The organism is Streptomyces sp. NPDC043952 (assembly GCF_056435325.1).
In genome coordinates this window covers 29,731-55,660 of record NZ_JBWKES010000028.1, presented here as the reverse complement: position 1 = coordinate 55,660, position 25,930 = coordinate 29,731, and the positions used below count along the sequence as shown (strand labels likewise).

Annotated in this window: 26 protein-coding genes; 14 read left to right on the top strand and 12 right to left on the bottom strand. The window is 73.8% G+C overall.

The features are described from left to right. Positions 1-69 precede the first annotated feature (69 nt). Complete coding sequence (locus tag AC069R_RS26020) at positions 70-825, bottom strand: dienelactone hydrolase family protein (protein ID WP_478769231.1); 756 nt, start codon at positions 823-825, stop codon at positions 70-72. Positions 826-985: 160 nt separating this feature from the next. Then, positions 986-1,606, bottom strand: coding sequence for an L-threonylcarbamoyladenylate synthase (locus AC069R_RS26015; RefSeq protein ID WP_397987800.1), 621 nt, complete (start codon positions 1,604-1,606; stop codon positions 986-988). A 339-nt stretch (positions 1,607-1,945) separates the two neighbouring features. Here AC069R_RS26015 and AC069R_RS26010 point away from each other — a divergent pair, with 339 nt between their 5' ends. Then, entirely contained in the window at positions 1,946-3,487 is a 1,542-nt protein-coding gene (locus AC069R_RS26010; protein ID WP_478769230.1) for a helix-turn-helix domain-containing protein, read from the top strand. Positions 3,488-3,622: 135 nt separating this feature from the next. Here AC069R_RS26010 and AC069R_RS26005 read toward each other — a convergent pair whose 3' ends face one another. Beyond that, on the bottom strand, positions 3,623-4,102 hold the full coding sequence (locus AC069R_RS26005; RefSeq protein WP_478769229.1) for a hypothetical protein: 480 nt from the start codon (positions 4,100-4,102) through the stop codon (positions 3,623-3,625). A gap of 304 nt (positions 4,103-4,406) precedes the next feature. On the opposite strand from AC069R_RS26005, the gene AC069R_RS26000 reads away from it, so the two are divergent. Then, a complete protein-coding gene (locus AC069R_RS26000; protein ID WP_478769228.1) occupies positions 4,407-5,756 on the top strand; it encodes a transaminase in 1,350 nt (449 codons plus the stop codon). 22 nt (positions 5,757-5,778) lie between these two features. Further along, complete coding sequence (locus tag AC069R_RS25995; RefSeq protein ID WP_478769227.1) at positions 5,779-6,219, top strand: Lrp/AsnC family transcriptional regulator; 441 nt, start codon at positions 5,779-5,781, stop codon at positions 6,217-6,219. A gap of 23 nt (positions 6,220-6,242) precedes the next feature. Here AC069R_RS25995 and AC069R_RS25990 read toward each other — a convergent pair whose 3' ends face one another. Further along, positions 6,243-7,301 carry a PP2C family protein-serine/threonine phosphatase gene (locus AC069R_RS25990; protein WP_478769226.1) on the bottom strand — a complete coding sequence of 353 codons (1,059 nt, stop codon included), beginning with the start codon at positions 7,299-7,301 and terminating at the stop codon, positions 6,243-6,245. 335 nt (positions 7,302-7,636) lie between these two features. On the opposite strand from AC069R_RS25990, the gene AC069R_RS25985 reads away from it, so the two are divergent. The 5 genes from AC069R_RS25985 to AC069R_RS25965 all read left to right on the top strand — a co-directional run bounded on the left by AC069R_RS25985 (position 7,637) and on the right by AC069R_RS25965 (position 12,147). Further along, a complete protein-coding gene (locus tag AC069R_RS25985) occupies positions 7,637-8,545 on the top strand; it encodes a GNAT family N-acetyltransferase (RefSeq protein ID WP_478769225.1) in 909 nt (302 codons plus the stop codon). Between the two features lie 365 nt (positions 8,546-8,910). Then, on the top strand, positions 8,911-9,447 hold the full coding sequence (locus AC069R_RS25980; protein ID WP_397987807.1) for an EF-hand domain-containing protein: 537 nt from the start codon (positions 8,911-8,913) through the stop codon (positions 9,445-9,447). Next, positions 9,444-10,538, top strand: coding sequence for an isocitrate/isopropylmalate family dehydrogenase (locus AC069R_RS25975; protein ID WP_478769224.1), 1,095 nt, complete (start codon positions 9,444-9,446; stop codon positions 10,536-10,538). Before AC069R_RS25980 ends, AC069R_RS25975 begins: the two co-directional genes overlap by 4 nt. Next, entirely contained in the window at positions 10,535-11,179 is a 645-nt protein-coding gene (locus tag AC069R_RS25970) for a cysteine hydrolase family protein (protein WP_478769223.1), read from the top strand. Before AC069R_RS25975 ends, AC069R_RS25970 begins: the two co-directional genes overlap by 4 nt. Then, positions 11,158-12,147 carry a class I SAM-dependent methyltransferase gene (locus tag AC069R_RS25965; RefSeq protein ID WP_478769222.1) on the top strand — a complete coding sequence of 330 codons (990 nt, stop codon included), beginning with the start codon at positions 11,158-11,160 and terminating at the stop codon, positions 12,145-12,147. Before AC069R_RS25970 ends, AC069R_RS25965 begins: the two co-directional genes overlap by 22 nt. 110 nt (positions 12,148-12,257) lie before the next feature. Here AC069R_RS25965 and AC069R_RS25960 read toward each other — a convergent pair whose 3' ends face one another. The 5 genes from AC069R_RS25960 to AC069R_RS25940 form a co-directional block, all read right to left on the bottom strand. After that, on the bottom strand, positions 12,258-13,139 hold the full coding sequence (locus AC069R_RS25960) for a Gfo/Idh/MocA family protein (RefSeq protein WP_478769221.1): 882 nt from the start codon (positions 13,137-13,139) through the stop codon (positions 12,258-12,260). Between the two features lie 35 nt (positions 13,140-13,174). Continuing rightward, complete coding sequence (tgmB, locus tag AC069R_RS25955; protein WP_478769220.1) at positions 13,175-14,158, bottom strand: ATP-grasp ribosomal peptide maturase; 984 nt, start codon at positions 14,156-14,158, stop codon at positions 13,175-13,177. Between the two features lie 18 nt (positions 14,159-14,176). Next, complete coding sequence (gene tgmA / locus AC069R_RS25950) at positions 14,177-14,368, bottom strand: putative ATP-grasp-modified RiPP (RefSeq protein ID WP_046416733.1); 192 nt, start codon at positions 14,366-14,368, stop codon at positions 14,177-14,179. 118 nt (positions 14,369-14,486) lie between these two features. After that, positions 14,487-15,353, bottom strand: a complete 867-nt coding sequence (locus tag AC069R_RS25945) for a fructosamine kinase family protein (protein ID WP_478769219.1) — start codon at positions 15,351-15,353, stop codon at positions 14,487-14,489. A 156-nt stretch (positions 15,354-15,509) separates the two neighbouring features. Continuing rightward, positions 15,510-16,388, bottom strand: coding sequence for an SCO6745 family protein (locus AC069R_RS25940; protein ID WP_478769218.1), 879 nt, complete (start codon positions 16,386-16,388; stop codon positions 15,510-15,512). A gap of 321 nt (positions 16,389-16,709) precedes the next feature. On the opposite strand from AC069R_RS25940, the gene AC069R_RS25935 reads away from it, so the two are divergent. Together AC069R_RS25935 and AC069R_RS25930 are read left to right on the top strand one after the other, a co-directional pair. Beyond that, positions 16,710-17,381, top strand: a complete 672-nt coding sequence (locus AC069R_RS25935) for a hypothetical protein (RefSeq protein WP_478769217.1) — start codon at positions 16,710-16,712, stop codon at positions 17,379-17,381. Between the two features lie 124 nt (positions 17,382-17,505). Then, a complete protein-coding gene (locus tag AC069R_RS25930; RefSeq protein ID WP_478769216.1) occupies positions 17,506-18,171 on the top strand; it encodes a class F sortase in 666 nt (221 codons plus the stop codon). A gap of 345 nt (positions 18,172-18,516) precedes the next feature. Here AC069R_RS25930 and AC069R_RS25925 read toward each other — a convergent pair whose 3' ends face one another. From AC069R_RS25925 to AC069R_RS25915, 3 genes are all read right to left on the bottom strand, one after another. Next, on the bottom strand, positions 18,517-19,683 hold the full coding sequence (locus AC069R_RS25925; protein WP_478769215.1) for a GDSL-type esterase/lipase family protein: 1,167 nt from the start codon (positions 19,681-19,683) through the stop codon (positions 18,517-18,519). Between the two features lie 31 nt (positions 19,684-19,714). After that, positions 19,715-20,284 (bottom strand): TetR/AcrR family transcriptional regulator, encoded by a 570-nt coding sequence (locus AC069R_RS25920; RefSeq protein ID WP_478769214.1) that lies wholly within the window; start codon positions 20,282-20,284, stop codon positions 19,715-19,717. 173 nt (positions 20,285-20,457) lie between these two features. Continuing rightward, entirely contained in the window at positions 20,458-21,903 is a 1,446-nt protein-coding gene (locus tag AC069R_RS25915; RefSeq protein WP_478769213.1) for a glyceraldehyde-3-phosphate dehydrogenase, read from the bottom strand. Between the two features lie 231 nt (positions 21,904-22,134). Between AC069R_RS25915 and AC069R_RS25910 the strand changes: the two genes are divergently transcribed. The 4 genes from AC069R_RS25910 (at position 22,135) to AC069R_RS25895 (ending at position 25,875) form a co-directional block, all read left to right on the top strand. Next, positions 22,135-23,343, top strand: coding sequence for a hypothetical protein (locus tag AC069R_RS25910; RefSeq protein ID WP_478769212.1), 1,209 nt, complete (start codon positions 22,135-22,137; stop codon positions 23,341-23,343). A gap of 106 nt (positions 23,344-23,449) precedes the next feature. After that, on the top strand, positions 23,450-23,770 hold the full coding sequence (locus AC069R_RS25905) for a hypothetical protein (protein WP_478769211.1): 321 nt from the start codon (positions 23,450-23,452) through the stop codon (positions 23,768-23,770). A gap of 189 nt (positions 23,771-23,959) precedes the next feature. Further along, on the top strand, positions 23,960-24,787 hold the full coding sequence (locus AC069R_RS25900; protein ID WP_478769210.1) for a PP2C family protein-serine/threonine phosphatase: 828 nt from the start codon (positions 23,960-23,962) through the stop codon (positions 24,785-24,787). Between the two features lie 68 nt (positions 24,788-24,855). After that, positions 24,856-25,875, top strand: a complete 1,020-nt coding sequence (locus AC069R_RS25895) for an MASE1 domain-containing protein (RefSeq protein WP_478769209.1) — start codon at positions 24,856-24,858, stop codon at positions 25,873-25,875. The last annotated feature ends 55 nt before the right edge of the window (positions 25,876-25,930 follow it).

Sequence of the window (25,930 nt, the reverse complement as noted above, 5' to 3'; positions counted from 1 at the left end):
GGACGGTCCGGAAGGGGGGGCGGTGACGGACGGTCCGGAAGGCGCGGAGGGTTCAGAAGGCGCCGAGGCTCAGAAGGCGCGGTCGAGCAGGGCCAGCAGGGCCGCCCAGTGGCGCTCGTCGGCCTCCCGGTCGTACGCCGGGGTGTCGGCCTGCGTGTAGCCGTGCTGTGCGCCCGGATACACCTCGCAGGTGTGGCGCACACCGGCCGCGTCCAGCGTCCGCTCCAGCTCCCGGATCTGCTCGGCCGGCATGGAGGCGTCCTGGTCGGCGAAGCCGAAGTACAGCTCCGCGGTGACGTTTCCGGCGCCGCGGTGCGGGCTGTCCGGGGCGTCCGTGACCAGCTTGCCGCCGTGGAACCCGGCCGCCGCGGCGACCCGGTCGGGGTGCGTGGCGGCCGTGCGCAGGGCGAGCCGGGCGCCCATGCAGTAGCCGGTCAGCGCGATGGGGCCGTCGGTGACGAACGGGTTGTCCGCGAGGAAGCCCAGATAGGCGTCCGCGTCCCGCCGGGTCTGCTCGGGGGTGAGGGAGCTCATCACCGGGCGGATGCGCTGCCAGAGGGACGGCCCGGCCTCCGGGCCGATGAACTCCGGCAGCTCGCCGAGCGGGGTGGTGCCGTGCCGGTAGAACACGTTCGGCACCAGGACGGTGTACCCGGCCGACGCCAGCCGGTCGGCCATCGAGCGCAGCTGGGGGCGCAGACCGTAGGCGTCCTGGTACAGCAGGACGCCCGGATGCGGCTCGCCGTCCGCGGGATGGGCGAGGTAGGCGTCGGCGGTGCCGTCCTCGGTCGGGATGTCGACGGATGCTCCCTGTACGTCGGTCATGGTGACGGGCCTCCTGGGGAAGGAATGGCGGGCGGCGGATGGCCCTCGCGCCGCGGCTACGCCGGTGTCCCGGACGAACGCGCGGGGCGCGGTGGGCGGCTCTCATGCTGCCACGCAAGATCCGGAGCTTCGCGGGCGGTCCGCCGTACCGCCCCCGCCGTCACTCGAACCGTGCGGTGTCGCCCGCGCCGCGCCGGACGATCTCGGCCTCGCCGCCGGAGAAGTCGATCACCGTGGTCGGCTCGGTGCCGCAGTCCCCGGAGTCGACCACCGCGTCCACCACGTGGTCGAGGCGGTCCTTGATCTCCCAGCCCTGGGTCATCGGCTCCTCCTCGTCCGGCAGCAGCAGCGTGCTGGACAGCAGCGGCTCGCCCAGCTCGGCCAGCAGCGCCTGGGTGACCACATGGTCCGGGATGCGCACGCCCACGGTCTTCTTCTTCGGGTGCATCAGCTTGCGCGGGACCTCGCGGGTGGCCGGGAGGATGAAGGTGTAGCTGCCGGGCGTGGACGCCTTCACGGCCCGGAACACATCGTTGTCCACCCGTACGAACTGGCCGAGCTGCGCGAAGTCCCGGCACATCAGCGTGAAGTGGTGGCGGTCGTCGAGCCGGCGGATGGCCCGGATGCGGTCCACGCCGTCCTGGCTGCCCAGCCGGCAGCCGAGCGCGTAGCAGGAGTCGGTCGGGTATGCGATCAGCGCCCCCGACCTGACCGCGTCCGCGATCTGCGCGATGCTGCGGGCCTGCGGGTTCTCGGGGTGCACGTCGAAGTACTTCGCCATTCACCGAGCTTATGCCGTACCCGCGGGCGGTGCGGGCGGCAGGGGCGCCGCCGGTCGCGCACGCGCCCCGGACGGGGCACGCGCCCCCCGGAAACGCCCCCCGCGGCCCCCGGAAAATTCCCTGGTGTATCCCCCCGATCCGCGGGCACCCGAGTCCTGAGCCATCCGGAGCTTTCCCCCCGCCCCGGAGGCGTTGCCTCCGTCGGCGGCCCCACCCCCCCCGGGCCGCCGGCGGAGCCAGGTCCGCCCGGATGGGGCGACCGGGTGAACGGTCGGGTAACGTCCCGCTGCGCACACCGGCCGAACCGGCGGACGATCCGGACGACAGGAGGGGGACACGTGGCACGCCGAGCGGACGAGCAGCCGCTGTCCCGGCCGTCGTACGGAACCGGCGGCGCCTGGGCGCGCGAGCTGCTCGACCAGCTGCGTCCCGCGGCCCGCGACCTGGACCGGCTGGTCGCCTGGCTCGCCCGCAGCACCGGGTCCGCCGTGCACCTCCTGGACGCGCGCGGCGCCCTCCTCGCCGGGACCGGGCAGCGGCCGGCGCTGGACCCCGCCGTCGTCGCCGACGTGGCCGCGGGCCGGGTCTCCGCCGCCGGGCTGGAGGACGGCGCCCGGCATGTCCGCCTGGTCGGGATACGGCATCCCGGACCCGGCCCGGCGGCCTCCGCCGTCCTGGCCGTGGCCCGCCCAAAGCCCTTCGACCGGCACACCACCGAGATCCTCGGACACACCGCGGGCGTCCTCGAACTCCTGCTGCGCGAGCGCGAGTTGGCGCAGGCCGGGCACCGGCTGCGGCGGGCCACCGCCGATCTGCGGCTCGCCATCCTGCAACTGCTGATGGTCGAGGACACCGTCTCCGCACGCCGGGTCGCCGCGGGACTGTGGCCCGGACTGCTGGAGCGCGACACCGCCCGCGTGTACGTCGTCGAGGGCAGCGCCGCCGAACGCGACCGGCTGGCCGACGAATGCGGCGCGGCCACCAGCGGCGGCGCCCTCGTGGTGCGCTGCCCCGCGATGGACGAACACGTCATCGTCCTCGGCGCGGCCCCCGAGGTGGAGGACCGGCTGCGCTCCCTGGTCGCGGTCCGGCCCGGCATCTACCTGGGCGGCAGCCCCCGCCAGCGCCTCGCCCTGACCGCCACCGCCTACGGACAGGCCGTCACCGCCCTCGCGGTGGCCCGCTTCAGCCCGGAGCGGACCGCCGTCTACGCCGAACGCACCCGCCCCGCCCGCCTGATGGACCCGGCCGCGCTGCACGCCTGGTCGGCCGCCGTGCTGCGCCCGCTGGACACGCTGCCGTACCACGTGCGCGCCGAACTGCTCGCGACCACCCGGCTCGGCCTGGAGTTCACCGCGGTGAGCACGGCCAAGGTGCTCGGCGTCAGCCGCAACACGGTGCGCGCCCGCATGGACCGGGTGGCCGCGCTGCTCGGCGCCGACTTCTCCGCCCTGGCCGTACGCGCGGTGGCGCACATCGCGCTCAACACCGAGGCGGCGCACGGCCCGTACGACGCCGACGGCAACGCCCCGGCCCCGCCCGCCGGGTTCGCGGAGCTGCTCGGCGGTGACGCGCTGCGCTCCTGGGCGCGGGGCCTGCTCGGGCGCCTCGACGCCGACGGCCGGGATCTGCGCGGCACCCTGCGCGCCTGGCTGGCCGCCGACGCCAACGCCGGGCCCGCCGCGGCGGCGCGGGGGGTGCACGCCCAGACCGTACGGGAGCATGTGCGGGCCGCCGAGCCCGTCCTGGAACGCCGGCTGCTCGCCGGGGGCACCGATCTGTACGAGGTCGTCCTCGCCCACCTCGTCACCGGTGAGCTTCCCGTCCCCGCCCTCGGCCCGGCGAACCGGGACCAAGCGGACGTGACTGTGCACCGGTGAGTGCTCCGCGCGGGGCGCCGGGCACCGGTGCGCTGGTACGGACCGCGCCTCGCACGTAAGTTCACTGTCAGCGGGGCACGACCGGGACGGGGGGCCGGTCGGGGCCCCGCGCCTGTTTTCCCGCGCGTGCGTCCGTTACGGCTCCCGCTGCTCGCGCGGTGGTGTCGTGAGGACCGTCAGGGTGCCGTTGGCCTGCCGCAGCGCGTCCTCCAGGGTGCCGGGGGAGTGCAGGGTGCCGGTGCCGTCGGGCGGCACCAGCCACTCCAGGGAGCGGGCGGGCCGGTAGGGCGGCGGTACGGCGACCCAGGAGCCCCTGGTCGCGTAGCGCAGGCCCGCGCCGACCCAGCCGCCGTCCGGGTCGGGCGGCAGGAAGAAGCCGACCCGGCCGGCCGCGAGGTCCACCAGGGTCGGGCCCGGCACCGGCAGCGCGGGCTGCCACAGCAGGTCGAGGGTGAGCAGCCCCAGCCGCTCGGGGACGCTGAGCACATCCCAGAAGCGCCCCGCCTCCAGCAGTGCGATCCCCTCCCCGTGGTCCCACTCCCACTTGCACGCGCGCGGATCGGCCGCCGATGCCGCCAGCCATTCCACGCCCCGCATCCACATCGTGTTCGTCATGCACTGCTCCGCGTTCTCGGGCACTCGGTGCGTCCGCACAGCAACCCGGCATATGCATGCTCGTAGATATTTCTATGCGGCGGAAGGGGTGGCGCGGCCTGGCGTTTGTGTCGTCGCGTTCGAACTCCGCGTACCGGTTCGTCAGCCGGGCGAGGCGGATGCGTCACCTTTTCGAGGGTGGCGGGTCGTCTCGGCGCACGATTCGTGTGTTCCGGCAATCGATTCACGTGCGAACTCTTGAGAAGGGAACGCTTCCCGTCGTAGCCTCACGTCGTTCCGTCGCCCGATTCCAGCGAGGTTTTCCATGGACCGCACCCGGCTGCGCACCCTTCTGGCCCGCGAGAGCGCCGAGGCCGAGCGCCGCAACCCGCGCTCGCGCGCCGCGTACGCCGGGGCCGGCCATCTCTTCGGCCGGGTGCCGATGACCTGGATGAACAAGACGGCCGGCGCGTTCCCCCGGTATCTGGCCGGGGCACGCGGGGCGCGGGTGAGCGATGTGGACGGGCACGAGTACATCGACTTCTGCCTCGGCGACACCGGCGCGATGGCGGGCCACTCGCCCGCGGCGGTCACCGAGGCGGTCCAGCGGCGCTTCGCGGAACTCGGCGGGGCCACCGCCATGCTGCCCACCGAGGACGCCGAGTGGGTCGGCGCCGAGCTGACCCGGCGCTTCGGCCTGGCCCGCTGGAGCTTCTCGCTCACCGCGACCGACGCCAACCGCTGGGCGATCCGGCTCGCCCGCGCCCTCACCGGCCGGCCGAAGATCCTGTTCCACAGCTACTGCTACCACGGCAGCGTGGACGAGTCGCTGATCGTCACCGGCCCCGGCGGCGAGGGCACCGCACGCCCCGGCAACGTCGGCGCGCCCTGCGAGGTGACCCGCACCAGCAGGGTCGCCGAGTTCAACGACCTCGACGCACTGGAGCGCGAACTCGCCCACGGCGACGTGGCCGCCCTCCTCATGGAGCCCGCCCTCACCAACATCGGCATCGTGCTGCCCGAGCCCGGCTACCTCGCCGGCGTCCGCGAGCTGACCAGGCGGTACGGCACGCTGCTGATCAACGACGAGACCCACACCTTCTCCGCCGGCCCCGGCGGCTGCACCGGCGCCTGGGACCTCGAACCGGACATGCTCACCATCGGCAAGGCGATCGGCGGCGGCATCCCGGCCGGCGCCTACGGCCTCTCCGCCGAACTGGCCGACCGGCTGCTGGCCCGCGACGATCTCGACCTCGTCGACATGGGCGGCGTCGGCGGCACCCTCGCCGGCAACGCCCTGTCGGTCGCGGCCACCCGCGCCACCCTCGAACACGTCCTCACCGACGAGGCGTTCGCCCGGATGGGCAAGCTGTGCGAACGCTTCGAGGCGGGCGTGCGCGCCGGTATCGAGGCGCACGCCCTGCCCTGGTCGGTGAGCCGGCTCGGAGCACGTGCCGAGTACCGCTTCACCGCGCCCGCCCCGCGCACCGGCACCGAGTCGGCGGCGGCCGCCGACGCCGAGCTGGAGGACTTCCTGCACCTGTACCTCGCCAACCGGGGCATCCTGCTCACGCCGTTCCACAACATGGCGCTGATGTGCCCCGACACCACCGAGCAGGACGTCGACCGGCACACCGAGGTGTTCGCGGCCGCCCTCGCCGAACTGGCGGGATGAGACGAGGGGCATGATGACCGCCATGGACGACATCGACCGGGCCATCCTGCGCGAGCTCCAGACCGACGGCCGTATCGCCTACGCCGACCTCGGGCCCAGGGTGGGCCTGTCCGCCTCGGCGGCCCGGCAGCGGCTCCAGCGGCTGCTGGACTCCCGCGCCGTCCAAGTGGTCGGCGTCACCGACCCGATGGCGATGGGCGGCCAGGCCATGGCGCTGCTCGGCATCGGCGTGGACGGCGACCCGCGCGTGGTCGCCGACGCGCTCGCCGAGCGGCCCGAGGTCGTGTACGCGGTGCTCACCTCCGGCGGCTTCGACCTCTTCGCCGAGGTGGTCGCGTCCGGCCCGAAGGCGCTGCTGGACTTCGTCAACGACGTGGTCCGCCCGATCGAGGGCGTCCGGGAGATCCGGTCCTTCCCGTACTTCGGCATCCACACGCACCGGTTCCTCTGGGACGTGGGCTGACGGGCTGCGGCGAGGCGGACGGGTCAGGCGGGCGGGTCGTCCGGGGCCGGTGACAGGACCAGCATCGTCGCGTCGTCGCGGACCTCGTAGCGCAGCCGTGCGAGATCGGCCCACACGGCGGTGGGCAGCTCGCCGTCACGGGTGTGCGCGAGGGCGGCCAGCCGGTCCGGCAGCGGGTAGAAGACCCCCGAGCGGTCCCGCGCCTCCCAGACGCCGTCGGAGGCCAGCAGCAGCCGGTCGCCCGGCTCCAGCGACACCGTGACCTCCTTCGGCGGATCCGCCCCGATGAGGCCGATCCCCAGCGGGGTGCCCGGTGTCACGGTGATCTCCCGCGCGTCGCCCTCGCGCAGCAGCACCGGCGCCGGATGACCGCAGGCCACCACCCGCATCGTGCGCGCACCGGCCGGGAACTCCACCAGCACCGCGGTCGCGAACAGCTCCCCGTCCGGCATGCCCGCCGCGTCCACCGCGAGCCGGCGGTCCATCCGGGACGCCACCGACTCCAGGTCCTGCTGGTCCAGAACCGCCTCCCGGAACGCGCCCAGCAGGGAGACCACGGTCGCGACCGCCGCCAGCCCGTGCCCGCGCACATCGCCCATCACCGCCCGTACGCCGTACGGTCCTTCGCGTACGTCGAAGAAGTCCCCGCCCACCAGCGTGCCGTTCTCCGCGGCCCGGTAGAAGCCCGCGCAGCCGACCGGCCCCACCCGCTCGGGCAGCGGCGGCATCACCGCCCGCTGCACGGCCTCGCCGATGGTGCGCTCCACCCTCAGCTGCGCGTCGCGGCGGCTGCGCACGAACGACACGAACACGCTGAGCAGGGCGACGAAGACGATGGTGAGCAGGTCGGTGTTGCCGGGCCGGTTCAGATGGGTCACCGGCACGTTCAGGACCACGACCACCAGGGCCCCGAGCAGGGCGGTGACCAGCGGGCCGTACGACAGGACGGCGAGCGGCGGGATCGCGCCCAGCAGGAAACCGAGGTCGCCGGCATGCGGGGTGACGGTCGCGGCGACGGTCACCCCGACCAGCAGCAGCACCGGCAGCAGCCGGATCCACCACGGCGGCGGAGCACCCCGCAACCAGCCGCGATCCTCCTGGCTCCCACGCGACGACCATTCGAGCACCGATCGCACATGCCCACGCTACGCCGCCGCCGGGAGGAGGGCCCGTCGGTCGCCCCCCGCACGCCGACGGCTCCCACCGGGGGCGGTACGGAAATCCGCTGGACGCCGGACGGGCGGCCCGGATAGCGTCCCGGCGCACATCCGAGACGGACGCCAGACGGACGAAGGAGGCGAGTGTCATGGCCGCGATCATCATGCGCTCCCCCCTCCCCGCCGTCCGGGTGTGCCAGGCCTGACCGGGAGCGCGTCCCGCCGCGAGGTCGTTCGCGGCACGTATCCCGGAGGACTCCGTGACCGAGCTGGTCATGCGCACGCTCGACGAGCACAGTGCGCACCTGTTCCCCACCATGCCCGACCCGCCGGCCCTCGCCGAGAGGCACCGGCTGGCCGCCTTCCGCCCCGAGTGGCAGCGCATCGCCCTGCGCGACGGCCGCACCGTGGCCCGCGCCGCCTGGTGGGGGCGCGCCGAGGACACCGAGCCGATACTGATCAACTGGCTGGACGTCGCCGAGGGCGAGGAGGCGGCCGGCGCCGAACTCCTGCGGACCGCGCCCTGGCGTCCGGACGAACTCGAACTGGACCTGCCCGGCGGCCGGCGCGCCGACCCGCGGCTGCGGGCCGCCGCCGAGACCCGCGCCGCGGCCGCGCGCCTGGCCGGATACACGCCGCTGGTGGAGCGCTTCGTCTACCGCTGGACCCCGGACCACGGCCTGCCCGAGCGCCCCGGCCGCCTGGTCTTCACCCCGGAACCGGACGACGCCGTCTTCCTCCGCATGCTGCGCCGCGTCCACTGTGCCACCCTGGACGCGCACGCCCGCCGGGCCATCGCGCGGGGCGGGGTCGAGCAGGCCGCCCGGGAGGACCTGGACGTCTTCCACCGGATGCCCTCGCCGCGCTCCTGGTGGCGGCTCGCCCGCACCCGCGCCGGCGACCCGGTCGGCCTCCACATCCCCGCCCGCAACCCCTCGGGCCCGTGCGTCGGATTCAGCGGCGTGGTCCCCGAACACCGCGGCCACGGCTACGCCTACGACCTCCTCGCCGAGTGCACCCACTTCCTGGCCGCCGAGGGCGCCGGCTTCATCGCCGCCGCCACCGACCGGTCCAACGTCCCGATGGCCGCGCACTTCGCCACGACCGGGTACCCGGTCGTACGGGAGCGGGTGAACTTCTGGGCCGACGGCGTTGTCAGTGCCGGGTGACATGCTGACCGTGAAGCCGACTTCCCGTGGCTGCACGGCGCGTTCGCCCCCGCCTCCGGCTTCGCCGCCGTACGCGGGTTGTTCGCCCGGCAGCTCGTCCTGACGGGCGAGGAGGACGGGGAGGGAGCCGACCGCGTGTACGTAACCGGGCGTGGTTCCGGTGGGGCGAGGAGTGACGGCAGTCCGGTGCGCGGCGTTTTCCAAGATCGGCGGGTTCATGCCTCCGACGCGAAATTTCCTTCGTTCGGGGGCAGTTGGCCCTCTTTTCCTCACCGGACGCGGGTGGCGAGCCGATAGTGGAGCCGCCGCCGGGCCAAGGGGCCGGCGGCGTATGTGTGCACCGCACGACCGGAGGGGAAAACACCATGGCCACCACCGAGGCGAACAACCGTGTCGAACTCGTCTTCTCGCTGTTCGACGCGAACGGCAACGGCGTACTGGACCCCGGCGACTTCGAGCTGATGGGCAGGCGCGTCGTCGAGGCCGTGCCCGAGGCCGGGGACGGCGCGAAGCATCGGATGCTCAAGGCCTTCCAGAGCTACTGGGACACCCTGCGCACCGAGCTGGACGCCGACGGTGACGGGCAGGTCAGCCCCGCCGAGTTCAACGCCATCGTGCTCGACCCCCAGCGTTTCGACGTCACCGTCAACGAGTTCGCCGAGGCTCTCGCCGCGCTGGGCGACCCGGACGGCGACGGCTATGTCGAACGCCCCCACTTCGTCGCCCTGATGACCGCCATCGGCTTCCAACGGCCCAACATCGAGGCCCTGTTCGACGCCTTCGAGCCCGTCCACGGCGACCGCGTCCCCGTGGTCACCTGGGCCGACGGCATCCGCGACTACTACCGCCCGGAGAAGTCCGGCATCCCCGGCGACCACCTCACCACGGGCACCGACCAGTGACCCACGACCCGAACGCGCCCGTCATCGGACTGGCCGTGGGCCGGGGCACCGGACCCGAACTCGCGGACGTCTTCGAGCGGGTGCTCGGCGCGCTGACCGCCGGGCATCCGGGCACGGTGACGATCGAGCGCTCCCCACGGCTCTACCACTCCTACCACTCGCTGCGCGCCGAACCCGGCCTCGACCGCGTCCGCGAGCTGACCGCCGCGGACGCGGACCACTACGAGCGGTTCTGCCGCACCCGCGCCGCGCGGGGCACCACGGCGGTCTTCCGGACCGCCGTCAACGCCCAGTCCCTCTACCTCGTCCGCCAACGGCTGCGCGCCGTCAAGGTGGACCTCCTCGGCGCCGACGGCCGCTCCCTGCTGCTGGTGCGGGACCAGGCCCAGGGGTTCTACACCGGCGAGAACCGGCACGCGCCCGGCGAGCTCACCCGCACCATGACCTTCGGCCGGGACATCACCGCGAGCGTGGTCCGCTACGCCCTGCGCCGGGCCCGGCAGGAGTGGCCGGACGGGCGGATCGGCCGCATCGTCATGGCGTACAAGTTCCATCTCCTGGACGGCGCGCTGGACGACTGGGTGAGCGAGCTGGCGGAGGAACTAGGCGTGGAGATCGGCCTGTTCCAGCCGGACACGGTCAACCGCAACCTCATCACCCACGGCCTGCCCGACCGGACGCTGCTGATCGCCGGGAACGAATGGGCCGACATCATGCACGTCATGCTGCTCGACCGGTTCGGCTCCGAGCGGCAGGAGAACCGCTGCACCGAGAACGTCTTCCTCGATCCCGCGCTGGCGGGACTCACCGAGTACCAGACGGTGCACGGCTCCGCCGACGACATCGCCGGGCGGGGCCTCGTCAACCCGGTGGCGACCATCCGCGCGGCCGCGCGCGTCGCCGAGCGACATGCCGGACGCGCCGGGGCGGTGGAGGCCGTGGAGAAGGCGCTGCGGATCCTGGAGGAGCGGGGCGTATCCACGCCCGACCTCGGCGGGCGGCACTCCACCACCGCCGTGGCCGACGCCCTGCTCGACGCCCTGGACGCGCCCGGCGGCTCACCCGCGACCGCCCCGGCCGGCGAATCGTGACCGGGGTGCCGGGGGAGCGGACGGCCCTGGTCGTGGTGGACGTGCAGAACGACTTCTGCACCGGGCCGTCCGCCCTCGCCCGCTTCGGCGGCGACCCCGCCGTCCTGGACGCGGCCGTCTCCGGCACCGTCCGGGCGGTGGCCGCGGCCCGCGCGCGCGACATCGAGGTGATCTTCGTACGGTTCACCGGCGACCCCGAGCACCAGGGCGCCGCCTGGCGCTCGCGGGACCAGGCTCTCGGCAAGCGGCCGAAGTGCCTGGAGGGCTCCTGGGGCGCCGAGTTCCACCGGGTCGCCCCGGCGCCGGGCGAGCGCGTCTTCACCAAACGCGCCCGCTTCGACGCCTTCCTCGGCGAGGGCTTCGAGGACCACCTCGGCGCGCGCGGCATCGGCCACCTGGTCTTCGCCGGGGTGTACGCCGACGTATGCGTGGACACCACCGCCCGCACGGCGTTCCAGAAAGGTTTCCATGTGACCGTCCTGACGGACTGCACCGCGGCCCTGCATCTGCCCTACGACGACGTCCTGAGGTTCATGCGCGTCGTCTACGGCGCCCGGACCACCACCGCCTCCGACCCGGCGGCCTGGACCGCGCCGACGCTCGGGACCGGGGAGGTGCCGTGCATACGGCCGGGGGCCTGACCGCCGGGGTCGCGCGGGGCGTGGGCCGCACCGCCCTGCTGGTGGCCGCGGCCCGTGCGATCGAGACGCATCGCCCCGACGCGCTGGCCCGCGACCCGTTCGCCGAGCACTTCGTGCGCGCGGCGCCGGCCTCCTCGGGCTGGCCGGTGCGTCCGGGACAGGTGCCCGAGGGCGACGCCGACCCGCTGTGGGGCAGACTCGGCCGGTACTTCGCCCTGCGCACCCGCGTCCTGGACGACCATCTGCTGCGCTCGGCCCACTTGGGCGTGCGTCAGGTGGTGCTCCTCGGCGCGGGCCTGGACTGCCGGGCGTACCGGCTGGACTGGCCGCCGGGGTGTGCGGTGTACGAGGTGGACACGGCGGAGGTGCTGGCCTTCAAGCAGACGGTCCTCGACCGGCTGGGGGCCGCCCCCGTGGCCGAGCGCCGTCCGCTCGCGGCCGACCTGCGCGAGGACTGGGCCGACGTCCTGCTGTCCGCGGGCTTCGACCCCGCCGAGCCCACGGCGTGGCTGGCCGAGGGGCTGCTGCTCTATCTGCCGGCGGCGGCCGAACGGCGTCTCGTCGCCACGGTCGACCGGCTCAGCGCGGCGGACAGCACCCTCGCGTACGAGATCAAGGACCTCGTGGAGTCCCCGCAGGTGCGGGCCAGCCCCGTCTACACCGAGACCCGCCGGCGCCTCGGCATCGACCTGCTCGCCCTCTTCGACGCCGAGCCCCGCCCCGACTCGGCCGCCGAACTCGCCTCGCTGGGCTGGACGGCGACGACCCGCACCCCCTACGACTTCACCCGCCGCCACGGCCGCGGCCCGCTGCCGGAACCGAACGACGCCCTGGCCGCCAACCGCTGGATCTTCGCGGCGGCGTCGAGGAACGCGGCGGAACCGGTCCCGGCACCGCGAACGGCCCGACGGGAAGGGAGCGCCGGGGAAGAGGACTCCGGCTCGCACGGGCCGGACGGGGTGGCGTAAGGGGGGGGCGACCAGGCCAAGGGACTTCCACCAGGGCGAATGCCCGCAGGGCCGATGCCGGGTGGAAGCCCCTTGGTGAGCAGCCGGGCGCCCAGGGTCGTCCCGCGTCGTCATTCCGCGTCGGCCGCCAGGCGGGCCTCCGCCGTCGCCAGGATCTCCGTCACCCGGAGGCCGAAGGCCGCGTCGCAGGGGTGGGGGCGGCCGGTCTCGACGCAGGCCAGCAGGGCATCGATGGCCCGGTCGAGGGCGTTGTCCCCGGTGGCGGCCGGCATGGCGGTGACGCCGGACTCGCCGCGGAGCTCGAACTCGACCCCGGCGGCCTCCGGCGGTGCCGTCAAGCTGAGGGTGACGGTGCTGGAGGCTCCGGCCGCGTGGTCGAGGACCAGGTGCACGGTGTCCCCCGGACCATGGCCCGCCGCCACCACACGGGTGACATCGCCGAGGATCGGCAGCAGCACGGACAGCGCGTGCGGGCCCACGTCCCACAGCGCGCCCTTCTCCTGGCGCCACGGAGAGGCCGCGAAGGGGCTGTCGGTGGTGAACACCGCCCCCAGCCACTGCGCCCGCGCCGTGAACCAGCCCGTCACCGCGGCCTGTTCCTCGATCCAGCCCTGCGGTTCCTTCTGGAAGCGCGTGGTGAAGAACACCACCGACGCCACCTGGGCCCGCTCCGCCGCCTCGGCCACGGCACGCGCGTCCGCGACCGACAGCGCGAGCGGCTTGTCCAGGAGCAGCTGCCGCCCGGCCCGCGCCGCCCGCACCGCCAGCGGTGCCTGCACGGACGGCGGCAGGGCGATGGCGACCGCGTCCACGTCGGCCAGCAGCGCGTCCACGTCGGCGTACGGCCTGCCGTCGTACCGCTGCGCGAGCGCGGCGGCCGCCTCGGGGCGGCGGCCCCACACCCCGGCGAACTCCACGCCGGGGTGCCCGGCGAGAGCGGGGGCGTACACCGCCCGCGCCCAGGGGCCCGTACCCAGCAGTCCGATGCGCATATGACGTTCCTCTCGTCGAACCGGTCCCCGCGTCCTCAACGGGCCGCGCCCGGAGCGGCATCGGCACAGCCGTCCTCCGAAAGCCCGTCCCCCGCGAGCCACTGCGCGATGGTGGCGGCGATCGGCTGCCCGGTGTCCATCTCCACGAAACCGAACTGACCGGACTGATTGCACTCCAGGAACCACCAGACGCCGTCCGCGTCCTCCGCGAAGTCGAAGGCACCGTACGCCAGTCCGGCGCCCCGGAGATAGCGCAGGACCCCCTCGGCGGCCCAGGCGGGCACCGCGACGGGCAGCCACGGTGACACGGACGGGGCGAACCGGACGTCCACGTCGTCGGGATGGGCGTCCGGATCGACGGGTTTGCGGGCCGCCAGCAGGGTGCCGCCGACGGCGGTGAGCCGGATGTCGGCCTGCTTCGGCACGCGTTGCTGGAGCAGCGTCGGCCCGTAGGCGACCGCCGTGAAGTCCGCGTCCGGCGCGACCCTGCTGGTCGGCACCGCCCGCGGCGGCTCCTGCGGATGTGCTCCGGAGACCGGCTTGACCACCAGGTCCGGGTGGCGTCCCGCGAACTCCCGCGCCGCCTGCGGGAACGTGGTGATCAGCGTGGCCGGCACGGTGAGGCCGCTGCGCTGGGCGTGCCGCAGCTGCCAGGGCTTGTACCGGGCGCGGCGGGCCGCGTCCGGGTGGTTCATCCAGCGTGCGTCGGTGCAGCGGAGCATGCCGTACAGCGCCTGCGCGGACTCCTCGGTCAGCCAGGCGGACGGCTGGGCGGCGCGCGCGGCCGCCGCGCCGGGCCTGCGCACCCAGACGGAGCGCAGCCCGTCCAGGTCCACCAGGCGCCCGCCGACGGACAGTTGCCCGTGGCAGGCGCCGTGTGCGTACTCGCCCGACAGCGCGACCCCGTCGGTCAGATCGGCGGGGTCGAGCCGGACGACGGGCACTTGGGCCTCGCGGAGGCGGAGGACCACCATGTCCGCCGTCACGTCTTCATCACTGGTCAGGATGAGCACGGTCATCGTCTGCGGATCCGTGGCTCAGTCGTCGAAGTGCGTCTTGGAACCGGCGGTCGAGGTCGTGGTGCCCAGCGCGCGCAGGGTCGCGTGGTCCGTCGCGGCGATCCGCCCGTCCGGGAGGACGTTCAACTGCAGTCCGGAGTCGTACGCGTACGGAACGGTTACTTCCAACTGCACAGCCGGGCGCGCGTAGTTGAGCGTGAACGGTTGCATGGTCTCTCCCTGGTTCGGCTTTCACGTCCTTATACGATTCGAACGGGTGATTGGTTTCCTTACGCTGCGTGACCATGGCGCGGACGGGGGCGTTCCACCGCGCCGCCGGGCGCCGCGCTCACACAGCGAGTGCCCCGCGCGCCACGGACAGTGCCTGCTCCGCGTAGCCGCGTCCGAACAGCACCGCGTGCACGAGCAGCGGAAAGAGCTGATGCACGCCGACGCGCCCGCGCCAGCCGTCGGCGAGCGGCGCCGACTCCTCGTACCCCGCGAGGACGCGTTCGAGATGGGGGCAGCCGAACAGCTGAAGCATCGCCAGATCGGTCTCCCGGTGCCCGCCGTGCGCGGCCGGGTCGATGAGCCGCACCTCACCGTCCGCGCCCCAGAGCACATTGCCGCTCCACAGGTCGCCGTGCAGCCGCGCGGGCGGCTCCCCGGGCCCCGCCAGTTCCGGCAGCCGCGCGCAGACCCGCTCGAACACCGCCGCCTCGCCCGGCCGCAGCACCCCGCGCTCCACCGCCCCGCGCACATACGGCAGCACCCGGTGCTCGGCGTACCAGCCGGACCACTCGGCGCCCTCGGCGTTGCGCATGGGCGCCAGGCCGATGTACGCCTCCTGCGGCCCGCCGGGCGGCGCCGAACCGAACCGGGGCGCGCCGGACGCGTGCAGGGCGGCCAGGGCCTGACCGAAACGGAACGCCGCCTTCGCGTCGGGGTGTCCGGTCGCCACCCGCTCGGTGACCAGCCAGTGCTCGTCGTGCCCGAGCACCGCCGGCACCCGTACGGCGCCCGCCGCGGCCAGCCAGCGCAGCCCCGCCACCTCGGCGCGCACCGCACCGGGGGCGTCGCCGCGCTTGACCATCACCGGTGTGCCGTCGTCCAGCAGTACCTCGGCGGGCGAGCCGGCCGCCCCCCGCGCCGGACCGGCCGGCCCCCCGGTGAGCCGGGACGCCGCCTGCCCAGGATCCTCGTCTCGCGTGACCACGGCTTCAGAGTACGGCGCACAACACCAGGTCAGGAGAGGCTACTTCGACCGTTACTACGACGCTTTTCAGCCGTTCGGCGGGGCCTCGCGCGCGGGCCGGCACCGCGCGGGCGGCGGGAGTGCGCGAAGGGGCCACACGAGGCGCCCGCCGTACCGTCAGCCGCCGGCCGGGGTCGTCCGCGCGGGCAGGCCCACCGGATTGCCGGGCGGCAGCAGATCCGAGTCCCGCACCGCGCGGGCCAGCGGATCCAGCAGGGCGGCGAGGCGGGCGGTGCGCTCCGGGCCGAGGGCACGCCAGGGGCTCTCGGCCGCCGCGTCGGTCAGCGCCTCCACCTCCGCGCGCGCCGCCGCCCCGGCCGGGGTGAGCGAGCCGTCCTCGGCGAGCAGCCCGCGCTCCGTCAGCCGGTCACCGGCCGCCGTCCAGTCGCTCTGCTCCCACTGGCGGGTCTCGCGCAGGAACCCGGCGTCCGACTCGCCGGCCGCCGCCTTGAGCACCATCGCCTCGACCGGCCCGAGCCCCTGGCCCACCAGCACCGCGACATGCCCGTCGCCCCGGTGCTCGCGCAGGGTGGTCAGCGCCTGCCACAGCCGGGCCGTGGCCCGCCGCGGGCGCTCCAGCGCCTGATTGGCGGCGGCCAGCACCCGGCCCGCGGTGTCCGCGGCAGCCGCGGCCTCCCAGGCGAGGTCGGCGGCCTCGGTGAAGTCGGCCGAGCCGGTGACCTCCGGTCCGTACAGCGCGGTCATCGCCGCGTCCATGGCGTCCTCGCGGGCCGCGAGGACCCGCTCGGGAGCCGCGTACCCCCAGGCGTCCGGCAGTGCCCTGGCGACGCGGGCGGGGTGGAAGACGTAGAAGCAGCTCGTCACGACGGCGGGGGAGACCGCGCCGAGCGGGGCGGCGCGCAGCGCGAAGTAGCCCATCCAGTAGCCGCGCAGGCCGAGCGTCCGCGCCGCGTCGTGCGCCTGCGGCGCGAAGTACACCAGGTCGTGCACCGGTTCGTAGCGCTCCCACAGGGCCCGCGCCATCCCGTCCGCCACTGCCGCCTCCCACCGCCTCGGCCGCCGCCGGCCGTGTGCCGTCGTACCGTCCGGCACCAGACTGCGCTATGACGACTGTCATAACAAGGGTGGGTGACGAACCTCTCCCGGCCGCCTCCGGCAGGGTTCGCGGCAGATATCCATTGACCCGGACGAGGGGTCCGGGGCGGGGCGCACTGGGGCAGACGGGTGGGCCGGTGACACGGCTGGGCGGCCCGGATGGTGGGATCCGGGGGCCTCACTGACGGTGGTTCATGTCGGGACCGGGTCCATCCAGCTGATGAGGCGTCCGCTGCCCGGTCACGGCGGAAGGACAACACGATGCGTTCTGCCCGTACCCTCCTGGCCACGGCAGCCGCCGCGGCCGCCCTGGCCTTCGCCACGCCCGGCGCCGCGTTCGCGGTCCCGGCCGGGCACGACTCGGGCCGTGGGGACTCCTCGCACAGCAGTGACTCCGGCGGTGACCACGACAAGGGTTCCGACCGGGACCAAGACAACGGCAGCGGAGGCGGCAACGACCGGGGACACGACCGGCCCCGCGGCGGAATGCACACGGGTGGCGGAGCGCTCGCCACCGTGCTGCGCGCCGACAGCGGCGGCGACGTCCGGTTCGACCCCGAGACGTACAAGGACGACGGCGGCGGCAAGGGCGGCAGCGACGAGGGCGGTGGCGGCGGCCGGGGCAAGGGCGGGGACGACTACAGCGGCGGCGGTCGCGGCAAGGGCGGTGACGACGACAGCGGTGGCGGCGGCCGGAGCAAGGGCGGCGACGACGACAGTGGTGGCGGTGGTCGCGGCAAGGGCGGCGACGACAGCGGCAGCGACTGGGGCGGCGGCTCGGACGGCGGTGGCAAGCCGCGCGGCGGTATGCACACCGGTGGCGGCGCGCTCGCCGGCCCCGGTGTCACCGCGGGCGGCCTCGCGGTCCTCGGCGTCGGCGCGGCGGGCATGTACGCCCTGCGCCGCAAGAAGGCCGCGCAGCCGGCTGCCTGACCCGGCTGCGGACGCCGCCGGCGCGCCGACGGCGCCCGGCGGCGTGTGCCCCTCGCGGGGCGGGCGGGACCCCCGCCGTCACGACCCATCCCCGTACCGCCGTGTCCCAGTGAGGTGATGTCCGATGGCAGCGGATCCGTCCTCCGCGCAGCCCCCCGAACCGGAGCCGGACGCGCCAGGTGCCGCTCGCGGCGGGCGGCTGGTGCTCTGGGGGGTGGCGCTCCTCTTCCTCGCCGTCAGCATGTTCGGCGGGCACCACGGGTCGCTCCCGGCGCCGCGGGCGACCCCGGCCTCCGGGGCCAGCTCCACCGGGCGGCCCCCGGCGGCCGTCGGGCTGCCCCGGTCGGAGCCGACCCGGCTGGTCATCCCGAAGATCGGCGTCGACGCCCCCTTCACCCAGCTGACGCTCGCCCCCACGGGGCAGCTGGAGCCGCCGCCCGCGGCGGACACCAATCTGGTCGGCTGGTACGCCAAGGGCGCCGCGCCCGGCGAGAAGGGCACCGCCATCATCGCCGGGCACGTGGACACGAAGGTCTCCGCGGCCGTCTTCGTCAACCTCGACCAGCTGGACACCGGCGACCGCTTCTCCGTGGAGCGGGCCGACGGACGGACCGCGAACTTCGTGGTGGACAGCGCCGAGACCTTCGCCAAGGACGACTTCCCGAGCGACCGCGTCTACGCCGACACACCCCGCCCCGAGGCCCGCCTCATCACCTGCGCGGGCGACTACGACCACACGGCGAAGGACTACACCGACAACCTGGTGGTCTTCGCCCACCTCGCCCCATAGCCCCACGCCGCCACCTCACAACCGGCGGCGGCCCAGTTCCCCCAGGGGCGCGGGGAACTGCGCGATCGGCCACGACGTGGCCGCAGGTGCAAACGGGCCGCTGCAAACCTGATCGACGGCACCTCGCAGCCGAGGGCGCGGCAGTTCCCTCGGGGGCGCGGGGAACTGCGCGATCAGCTACGACGTGGCCGCAGCTGCCGACGGGCCGCTGCAAACCTGATCGACGGCACCTCGCAGCTGACAGCGCGGCAGTCCCCCAGGGGCGCGGGGAACTGCGCGATCGGCCACGATGTGGCCGCAGGTGCAAACGGACCGCTTCCGGACGGCGTTTGACTGTCGGCCCGCTCAATCCACGTCGGCGAACGCGCCCCCCGCGCCGAAGGCCAGCCCAGCGAACCGCTCGCCGATCCTGCGGTGCGCCGCCGTGTCCGGGTGGAGCCCGTCCGGCAACGGCAGCTCGGCGAAGTCGGCCTCGCCGTACAGCTCGCGCCCGTCGAGGTGGAACAGCCTGTCGTCCTCGGCCGACCGCTCCCGCACGATGCGCGCCAGCTCCGCCCGGATCACCCCGAGCGTGAGCTTGCCGGCCGCCGTCTCCGCCGGGTCCCCGGCCGCCCGGAAGGCGAGCCGGCCCTCGCCGAGCGCGGCGAGATCCCAGGCGGTCGGCCCCGGCGTGTCCTCGTGCATCGGGCACAGCACCGGCGAGACGACGAGCAGCGGGGTGTCCGGGTGCCCCTCCCGGATCGTGTCCAGGAACCCGTGCACCGCGGGCCCGAAGGCACGCAGCCGCATCAGGTCGCTGTTGACGACGTTGATGCCGAGCTTGACGCTGATCAGGTCGGCCGGCGTGTCCCGCAGCGCGCGTGCGGTGAACGGGTCGAGCAGCGCGCTGCCCCCGAGACCCAGGTTGACCAGCTCGACCCCGCCGAGCGCGGCGGCCAGCGCCGGCCAGGTGGCCGTGGGGCTCGCGGCGTCGGAACCGTGGCTGATCGAACTGCCGTGGTGCAGCCACATCCTGCGGCCCCGGTCCGGTACGGCCGTCACCGGGGCGTCCGTGCGCAGCGCCACCAGCTCGGTCCGCTCGTTGTGCGGCAGCCAGATTTCCACGCCCTTCGGCGTGTCCGGCAGCCCGGTGAACCGTACGGTCGCGACCGGGCCCGGCGTGTGCTCCGTACGCCCCGTGGCTATGTCGATGGTGAGCGTGTCGCCCCCGGCCGCGGTGGCGCTGCCCGCCAAACGCCCGTCCACCAGCAGGTCGTACACCCCCTCGGGGCGCGGGGGAGCGCCGAGGTAGACCCGTTTGGTCGGCAGGGTGTCCAGCTCGACGGTGGTGGCGCGGGTGCGGAACACCAGCCGTACGCCCGCGGGCTGGGACTCGGCCAGGGCGAGCTGGGGGTCGGCGCACTGGGCGCGGGCCCGCGCGGGCAGCCGGTGCGGCAGCAGTCCCCGCTCGGTGCGCTCCAGGTCGAGGGCGCCGCGTACGAGGTCGGCGGTGAGGGCGGTGGTGTGCGTCATGTCGGCCTGTGTTTCGTAGGAGGAAGTCGGCTCAGCGGGCGGGCCAGTCGCGCAGCAGGGAGTCCAGGGCGTCCACGATCCGCGTCCAGGACTCCTGGGAGTCGGGGGCGCTGTGCGCGAAACCGCCGGCCGTCTCCAGGCTGACGTAGCCGTGGAACACGCTGCCCAGCAGGCGCACCGCGTGGGTCTGCTCGGGCTCGGGCAGGTCGTAGCCGCGCAGGATCGCGCGGGTCAGCTGGGCGTGCCGGGGGCCCGCGCTCGCGGCGGCGGTCTCGGGGTCCAGCGGGTACCGGGCCGCCGTGTAGCGGCCGGGGTGGGCGAGGGCGTAGTCGCGGTAGACGTCCGCGAAGGCGCCGAGCGCGTCCTTGCCGGACCGTCCGGCGAGCGCCTCGGCGGCGCGGTCGGCCAGCTCCGCGAGGGCGAGCAGCGCGATCCGGGTCTTGAGGTCCCGCGAACTCTCCAGGTGCGAGTACAGGCTCGCCGCCTTGACGTCGAACCGCCGGGCCAGCGCCGACACCGTCACCTGCTCGAAGCCCACCTCGTCGGCCAGCTCCGCGCCGGCCCGGACCAGCCGCTCCGTGGTCAGCCCCGCACGCACCATCGGCTTCCTCCCTCTTTCCGATGGTGATTATGCAGCTTCCTATAGGGTGTAGGCAAACCTCTAATCCAGTAAGGAACCTCGGACCGGCCGGGGAACGCGAACGGCCGCCGACCGGAAGACTCCGGTCGGCGGCCGCGAAGGCGCCGGGGCGCCAGAGGCTGGGGCTGGTGCGGTCAGACCGCCGTCGCCGGGTACGTCGGGTACTCCACGCCCGACACGTACTGCACGACGCGGACGACCTGGCAGGAGTAGCCGAACTCGTTGTCGTACCAGAGGTAGAGGATCGCGTTGTCGCCGTCGACCTTCAGCGCGCCGGCGTCCACGATCGAGGCGTGGCGCGAGCCGATGAAGTCGCTGGAGACCGCGTCGGGCGCCGTGGTGAAGTCGATCTGGCGCTTGAGCGGCGAGGTCAGCGAGACGTCGCGCAGGTAGTCGTGGACCTCCTCGCGGCTGGTCGCGCGGGCCAGCTGGAGGTTGAGGATCGCGATCGAGACGTCCGGCACCGGGACGCGGATCGAGCTGCCGGAGATCGGCGCCTTGAGGTCGGGCAGCGCCTTCGCCACCGCGGAGGCGGCACCGGTCTCGGTGATCACCATGTTCAGCGGCGCGGAGCGGCCGCGGCGCTCGGCCTTGTGGTAATTGTCCAGCAGGTTCTGGTCGTTGGTGAACGAGTGGACCGTCTCCACGTGGCCGCGCAGCACGCCGTACTCGTCGTCCATGGCCTTCAGCGGCGGGACGATCGCGTTGGTGGTGCAGGAGGCGCAGGACAGGATCTGCTCGTCCGGCTTGATGGTGTCGTGGTTGACGCCGTGCACGATGTTCGGGACGTCGCCCTTGCCGGGCGCGGTCAGCACGACCTTGTCGATGCCGGGGCGCAGGTGCTTGGACAGGCCCTCGCGGTCCCGCCACTTGCCGGTGTTGTCGATAAGGATGGCGTCGCGGATGCCGTACTCGGTGTAGTCCACGTGCGACGGGTCGTCGGCGTAGATCACCTTGATGGCGTTGCCGTTGGCGACGATCGTGCTGTTGTCCTCGTCCACCGTGATGGTGCCCTGGAACTGGCCGTGGATCGAGTCGCGCCGCAGCAGCGAGGCGCGCTTGACGATGTCCTGGGCGCCGCCGCCGCGCACCACGATGGCCCGCAGGCGCAGCCCGTTGCCGGAGCCGGCCTTCTCGATCAGCAGCCGGGCCACGAGCCGGCCGATGCGGCCGAAGCCGTACAGCACCACATCGCGCGGCTCGCGCCGCTCGATCTTGTCGGCGCCGGTGGCACCGGCGACCGCCTCGGCGGTGAACTCCTCGACGCTCAGGCCGCGTTCGTCGGCCTGGTGGAGGGTGGCGAGCATGCCCAGGTCGATCTGGGAGGGGCCGAGGTCCAGGGTGGTCAGGGCCTTCAGGAAGGGCATCGTCTCGGTGACGGACAGCTCCTGGCCGGCGATCTGCCGGGCGAAGCGGTGCGTCTTGAGGATGCTGACCACCGACTTGTTCACCAGGGAGCGGCTGTGCAGCAGGACGGTCACGTCCCGCTCGCGGTGCAGCTTCCCGATGAGCGGGATCATCGACTCCGCGATCTCCTCGCGGTTCTTCCAGTTGGTGAACGAGTCGTCGTTGACAGTCACAGGTCCGGTCCATCTTTCGAGCTAGGCAGCGCTCATATGATAACCACACCCTACGGGGCCCCTTTTGGGGGCCCGTACGGGGGTCCCCGAAGACGAGTTCGAGCCGCCGGGGGAACGGACTGTAAGGGAATTACACCCATTCCTTGACCAATTCCTGATTCAGGGTGGAAGTGCGTAAGAAACCCGAGTCGTGGTTTGCACGTCTTACCCGGCGTGCCCAAGGTCAAAAGCGTGAGCACCTCCTCCGTTCCCCGGCCCGAACCGGCCGCCCCGTCCCGCCCCGCAGGCCGCTTCGACCTGCCCCGGATCGCCCGCCGCGGCATCCCCGAAGGGGCGGTCCCGGCCCTCGTGTTGTTCGCCTGCGTCCGGTTCGCCGGGATCCTCGCGGTGATCCTCACCAACGCCCTGCGCGGGCACCCGCTGGTCAGGACCCTCGCCCACTCCTGGGACTCCCGCTGGTACCTGCACATCGCCGCCCACGGCTACGGCCACAAGATGTGGATCACCCCGCAGGGCGCCGTCCAGACCGACTGGGCGTTCTTCCCGCTCTACCCGGCGCTCATCCGAGCGCTCACCACCGTGCTGCCGCTCACTCCGGGCCAGGCCGCGCTACTCATCTCCTGGCTCGCCGCGGGCGTGGCCGCCTACGGCGTCTACGCCATCGGACATCTGCTCCACGGCCGGGGCGTGGCCACCGCGCTGGTCGGTCTGTGGGCGGTCATGCCGCACGCCGTCGAGCTGACCATCGCCTACACCGAGTCGCTGTTCGCCGCCCTCGCCATCTGGTCCCTGTACAGCGTGCTCAAGCGCCGCTGGCTGTGGGCCGGGGCGCTGGCCGCGCTCGCGGGCCTCGCCCGGCCCAGCGGCTTCGCGGTGGCCGGCGCGGTCGCCCTCGCCGCGGTGTACGAGGTGTGGCGCGCCCGCGGCCGGGTCTCCTGGCGGGTATGGGCCGGCGCCGTCCTCGCCCCACTGGGCTTCCTCGGCTATGTGCTGTGGGTCGGCACCCAGGTCGGCAACCTGTTCGGCGGCTACTTCAAGGTGCAGAGCGCCTGGGACTCCCGCTTCGACTTCGGCGTCGGCGCGGCCCGCTTCGTCAAGGCCCTGCTGCTGCACGGCGGCGGCGTCGTCTACACCGTCGCGCTGCTGGTCGTGGCCGCCGGAGTGCTGCTGTTCGCGCTGCTGTGCCTGGAGCGCGCCCCGCTGGTCCTGGTCGTCTTCGCCGGGGTGCTGATCCTGCTCGTGCTCGGCGGCTCGGGATCCTTCTCCTCCAAGCCCCGCTTCCTGCTCCCGGCCTTCCCGCTGCTCATCCCCATGGCCCGCGCCCTCGCCCGGTCCTGGCGGGCACGACCGGTCCAGGCGGTCCTCGTCTACGGCGCGCTCACCCTGGTGTCCCTGTCCTTCGGCGCCTACGTCACGGCGGTGGCCCACTCCCCGCTGTGAGCGCCCGGACCCGGTGAGGAGTCCGTAAGAAGCCGATCACCCTTTACGGCCCGTGCGAAGGCCGGGAAACGGGGTAGTCGAGGGGACGCCCGAGGAAAGGACCGTCATGACGACCTACCTGATCAGCGTCCCCGGCACCTTCACCACCGGGGTCGGCGCGGACACCCGGACCCGGCTGACCCGAGCGCTGCGCCCCGTGGACCCGCACGGCACCCGGATGGGCAGCAGCGAGGACCTGGACGTGCTCAACGTCAACGACGACAACACCTTCACCCTCCGTCTGACCGTCGAGGCCGACACCGGCCCGCATGCCGAGGAGGAGGCCCGCCGGCTCGCGGACTCCGCGCTGCGCGGCGCGGGCCTGGACGAACGCAGCGCGCCGCTGGGGCCCGCGGTGATCACCGGAATCGACTCCGACACCCACTGAGCGGCCAGCCCGTCGGCCTGAGCGGTCCGCTCGCCGGGCCTTGAGGGGTCTGCCCGCCGGGCCGCGCCGAGTTGGGGTAAACCAGGTAAAATCGAGTCGTTTGCCAATAATCCGGGCAGCCGTGGTTCGGGCAGCCGTCCTCCCCGGAGGCGGCCGTCCGGGTGGGCACCCTCCGCCGGAAGTGAGCCGATGCCCCGCAAGCGTTCCACCGACGACGGCGACGCACTGCTGGCCAGACTCGGTTCGCTCACCGCCCAGGCGCGCGAGCGGGCGGAACTCCAGCGCACCCAGGTCGAGCTGGCCATCGCCCTGCAGCGCGGCATGCTGCCGCGGGACCTGCCCGGCGCCCCCGGACTGCACCTGGCGGTCCGCTACGCGCCCGCCTGCTACGGCCTCAACGTGGGCGGCGACTGGTACGACGCCTTTCCGCTGCCCGACGGCCGGATCGGGCTGGCCATCGGGGACGTACAGGGGCACAACATCGAGGCCGCCGCCTTCATGGGCCAGGTCCGGGCCGGGCTGCGCGCCCTCGCCTTCGCCACCGGCGAGCCCGGCGAACTGCTCGCCCGCACCAACGACCTGCTGCTCTCCCTCGGCAGCGAACTCTTCGCCACCTGCACCTTCATGCGGCTCGACCCGGCCAGCGGCGCGATGGAGAGCGCCCGCGCCGGCCACATCCCCTTCGTGTGGGCCACCGCGGACGGCAGGTCCGGCGTCGCCGACGACGAGTGCGGGCCGCCGCTCGGCATCCAGCGGGGCGTCGAGTACCCGGTGACCCGGCACCGGCTGACCACCGGCGGGCTGTTCGTGCTGCTCACCGACGGCGTGGTGGAGGGCCCCTCGCTCGACGTCGAGGACGGCCTGGAGCAGGTGACCCGGCTGGCGGGCATAGCCGCCGTCGCGGGCCTGGAGAGCCATGCGCTGGCCGCCGCCGTGATCAAGGGCGCCGAGAGCGTCGGACACGAGGACGACGCCGCCGTACTCGTCGTCGGACTCGACGGGCCCCGGCGCCCGTAGGTTCCCATTCAGCCAGAGGGCCGGACCCGGCCGCTCTCGCCTCGCCGGGACGCGCCGGGCGGTGTGAGATGGCTGCTGTGGTGGGTAACGCGGAACTGCGCCGGCCGGGCGGCTATGCCGTCCAGGTGCTGGCCGTCGCCGCCCTCTACTACGGCTCCGCCCGCCTCGGTCTGCTGCGCGAGCTGACCGTGGGGAGCGCTGTCTTCACCCCGATCTATCCGCCGACCGGCGTCGCCGTCGCCGCCCTGCTGATCCTCGGCATCGGCTGCTGGCCCGGCATCACCCTCGGCGCCCTTACCCTCATCCTGACCATCTCGCCGCCCGGCCCCGATCTGGTCGGCATCCTCTTCGGCAACACCGCCGCCCCCGTGTGCGCGGCGATCCTGCTGCACCTGGCGCGCTTCCGCCCCGACCTCAGCCGGTTCCGGGACGGCCTCGCCCTGGTGTTCCTCGGCGCGCTGGCCGCCATGACGGTCAGCGCGACCGTCGGCGTGGGCATGCTCGTGCTCGCCGACAAGCTGGCCGCACACGCCTTCTGGCCGGTGTGGCTCGCCTGGTGGGTCGGCGACGCGATGGGCGTCCTGCTGGTCACCCCGCTGCTGCTGATGCTGCGCGGGCTGCGCCGACCGCTGTCCCTGGGCCGGTGGCGGGAGGCGACCGCGCTCGCCGTCATCACCTGTGTGCTCGTCCCGGTGGCCACCTACAGCTCGATCAGCCTGCTCTTCCTGGTCTACCCGCTGATCATCTGGGCCGCCCTGCGCTTCCAGCTCGCGGGCGCCGTGCTGTGCGCGCTGTTCACCTCCGTGATGGCCACCATCGCCGCCACGGACGCGAGCGGCGCGTTCCGGGGGCTGACCCCGGTCGAGAACATGGCCAAGCTCCAGGCGTTCAACGGGACGATGGCGCTCACCGCGCTGCTGATGGCCGCACTGATCACCGAGCAGCGCAACACGCGCCGCTCGGTGGAGCAGGCATGCCAGGAACTGGTGCAGGTCCTCGAACACCTGACCGCAGGCGACCTGCCGCTGCCCCGGCCGCAGACGGACGCCGAAGGTACGGAAGGCAGGGACGGCGGCGACGGCTCCTGAGGCGGGCCCTCGTCGAACCGGTGAAGGCACGCCAGAGGCATGCCACTGGGGCAGG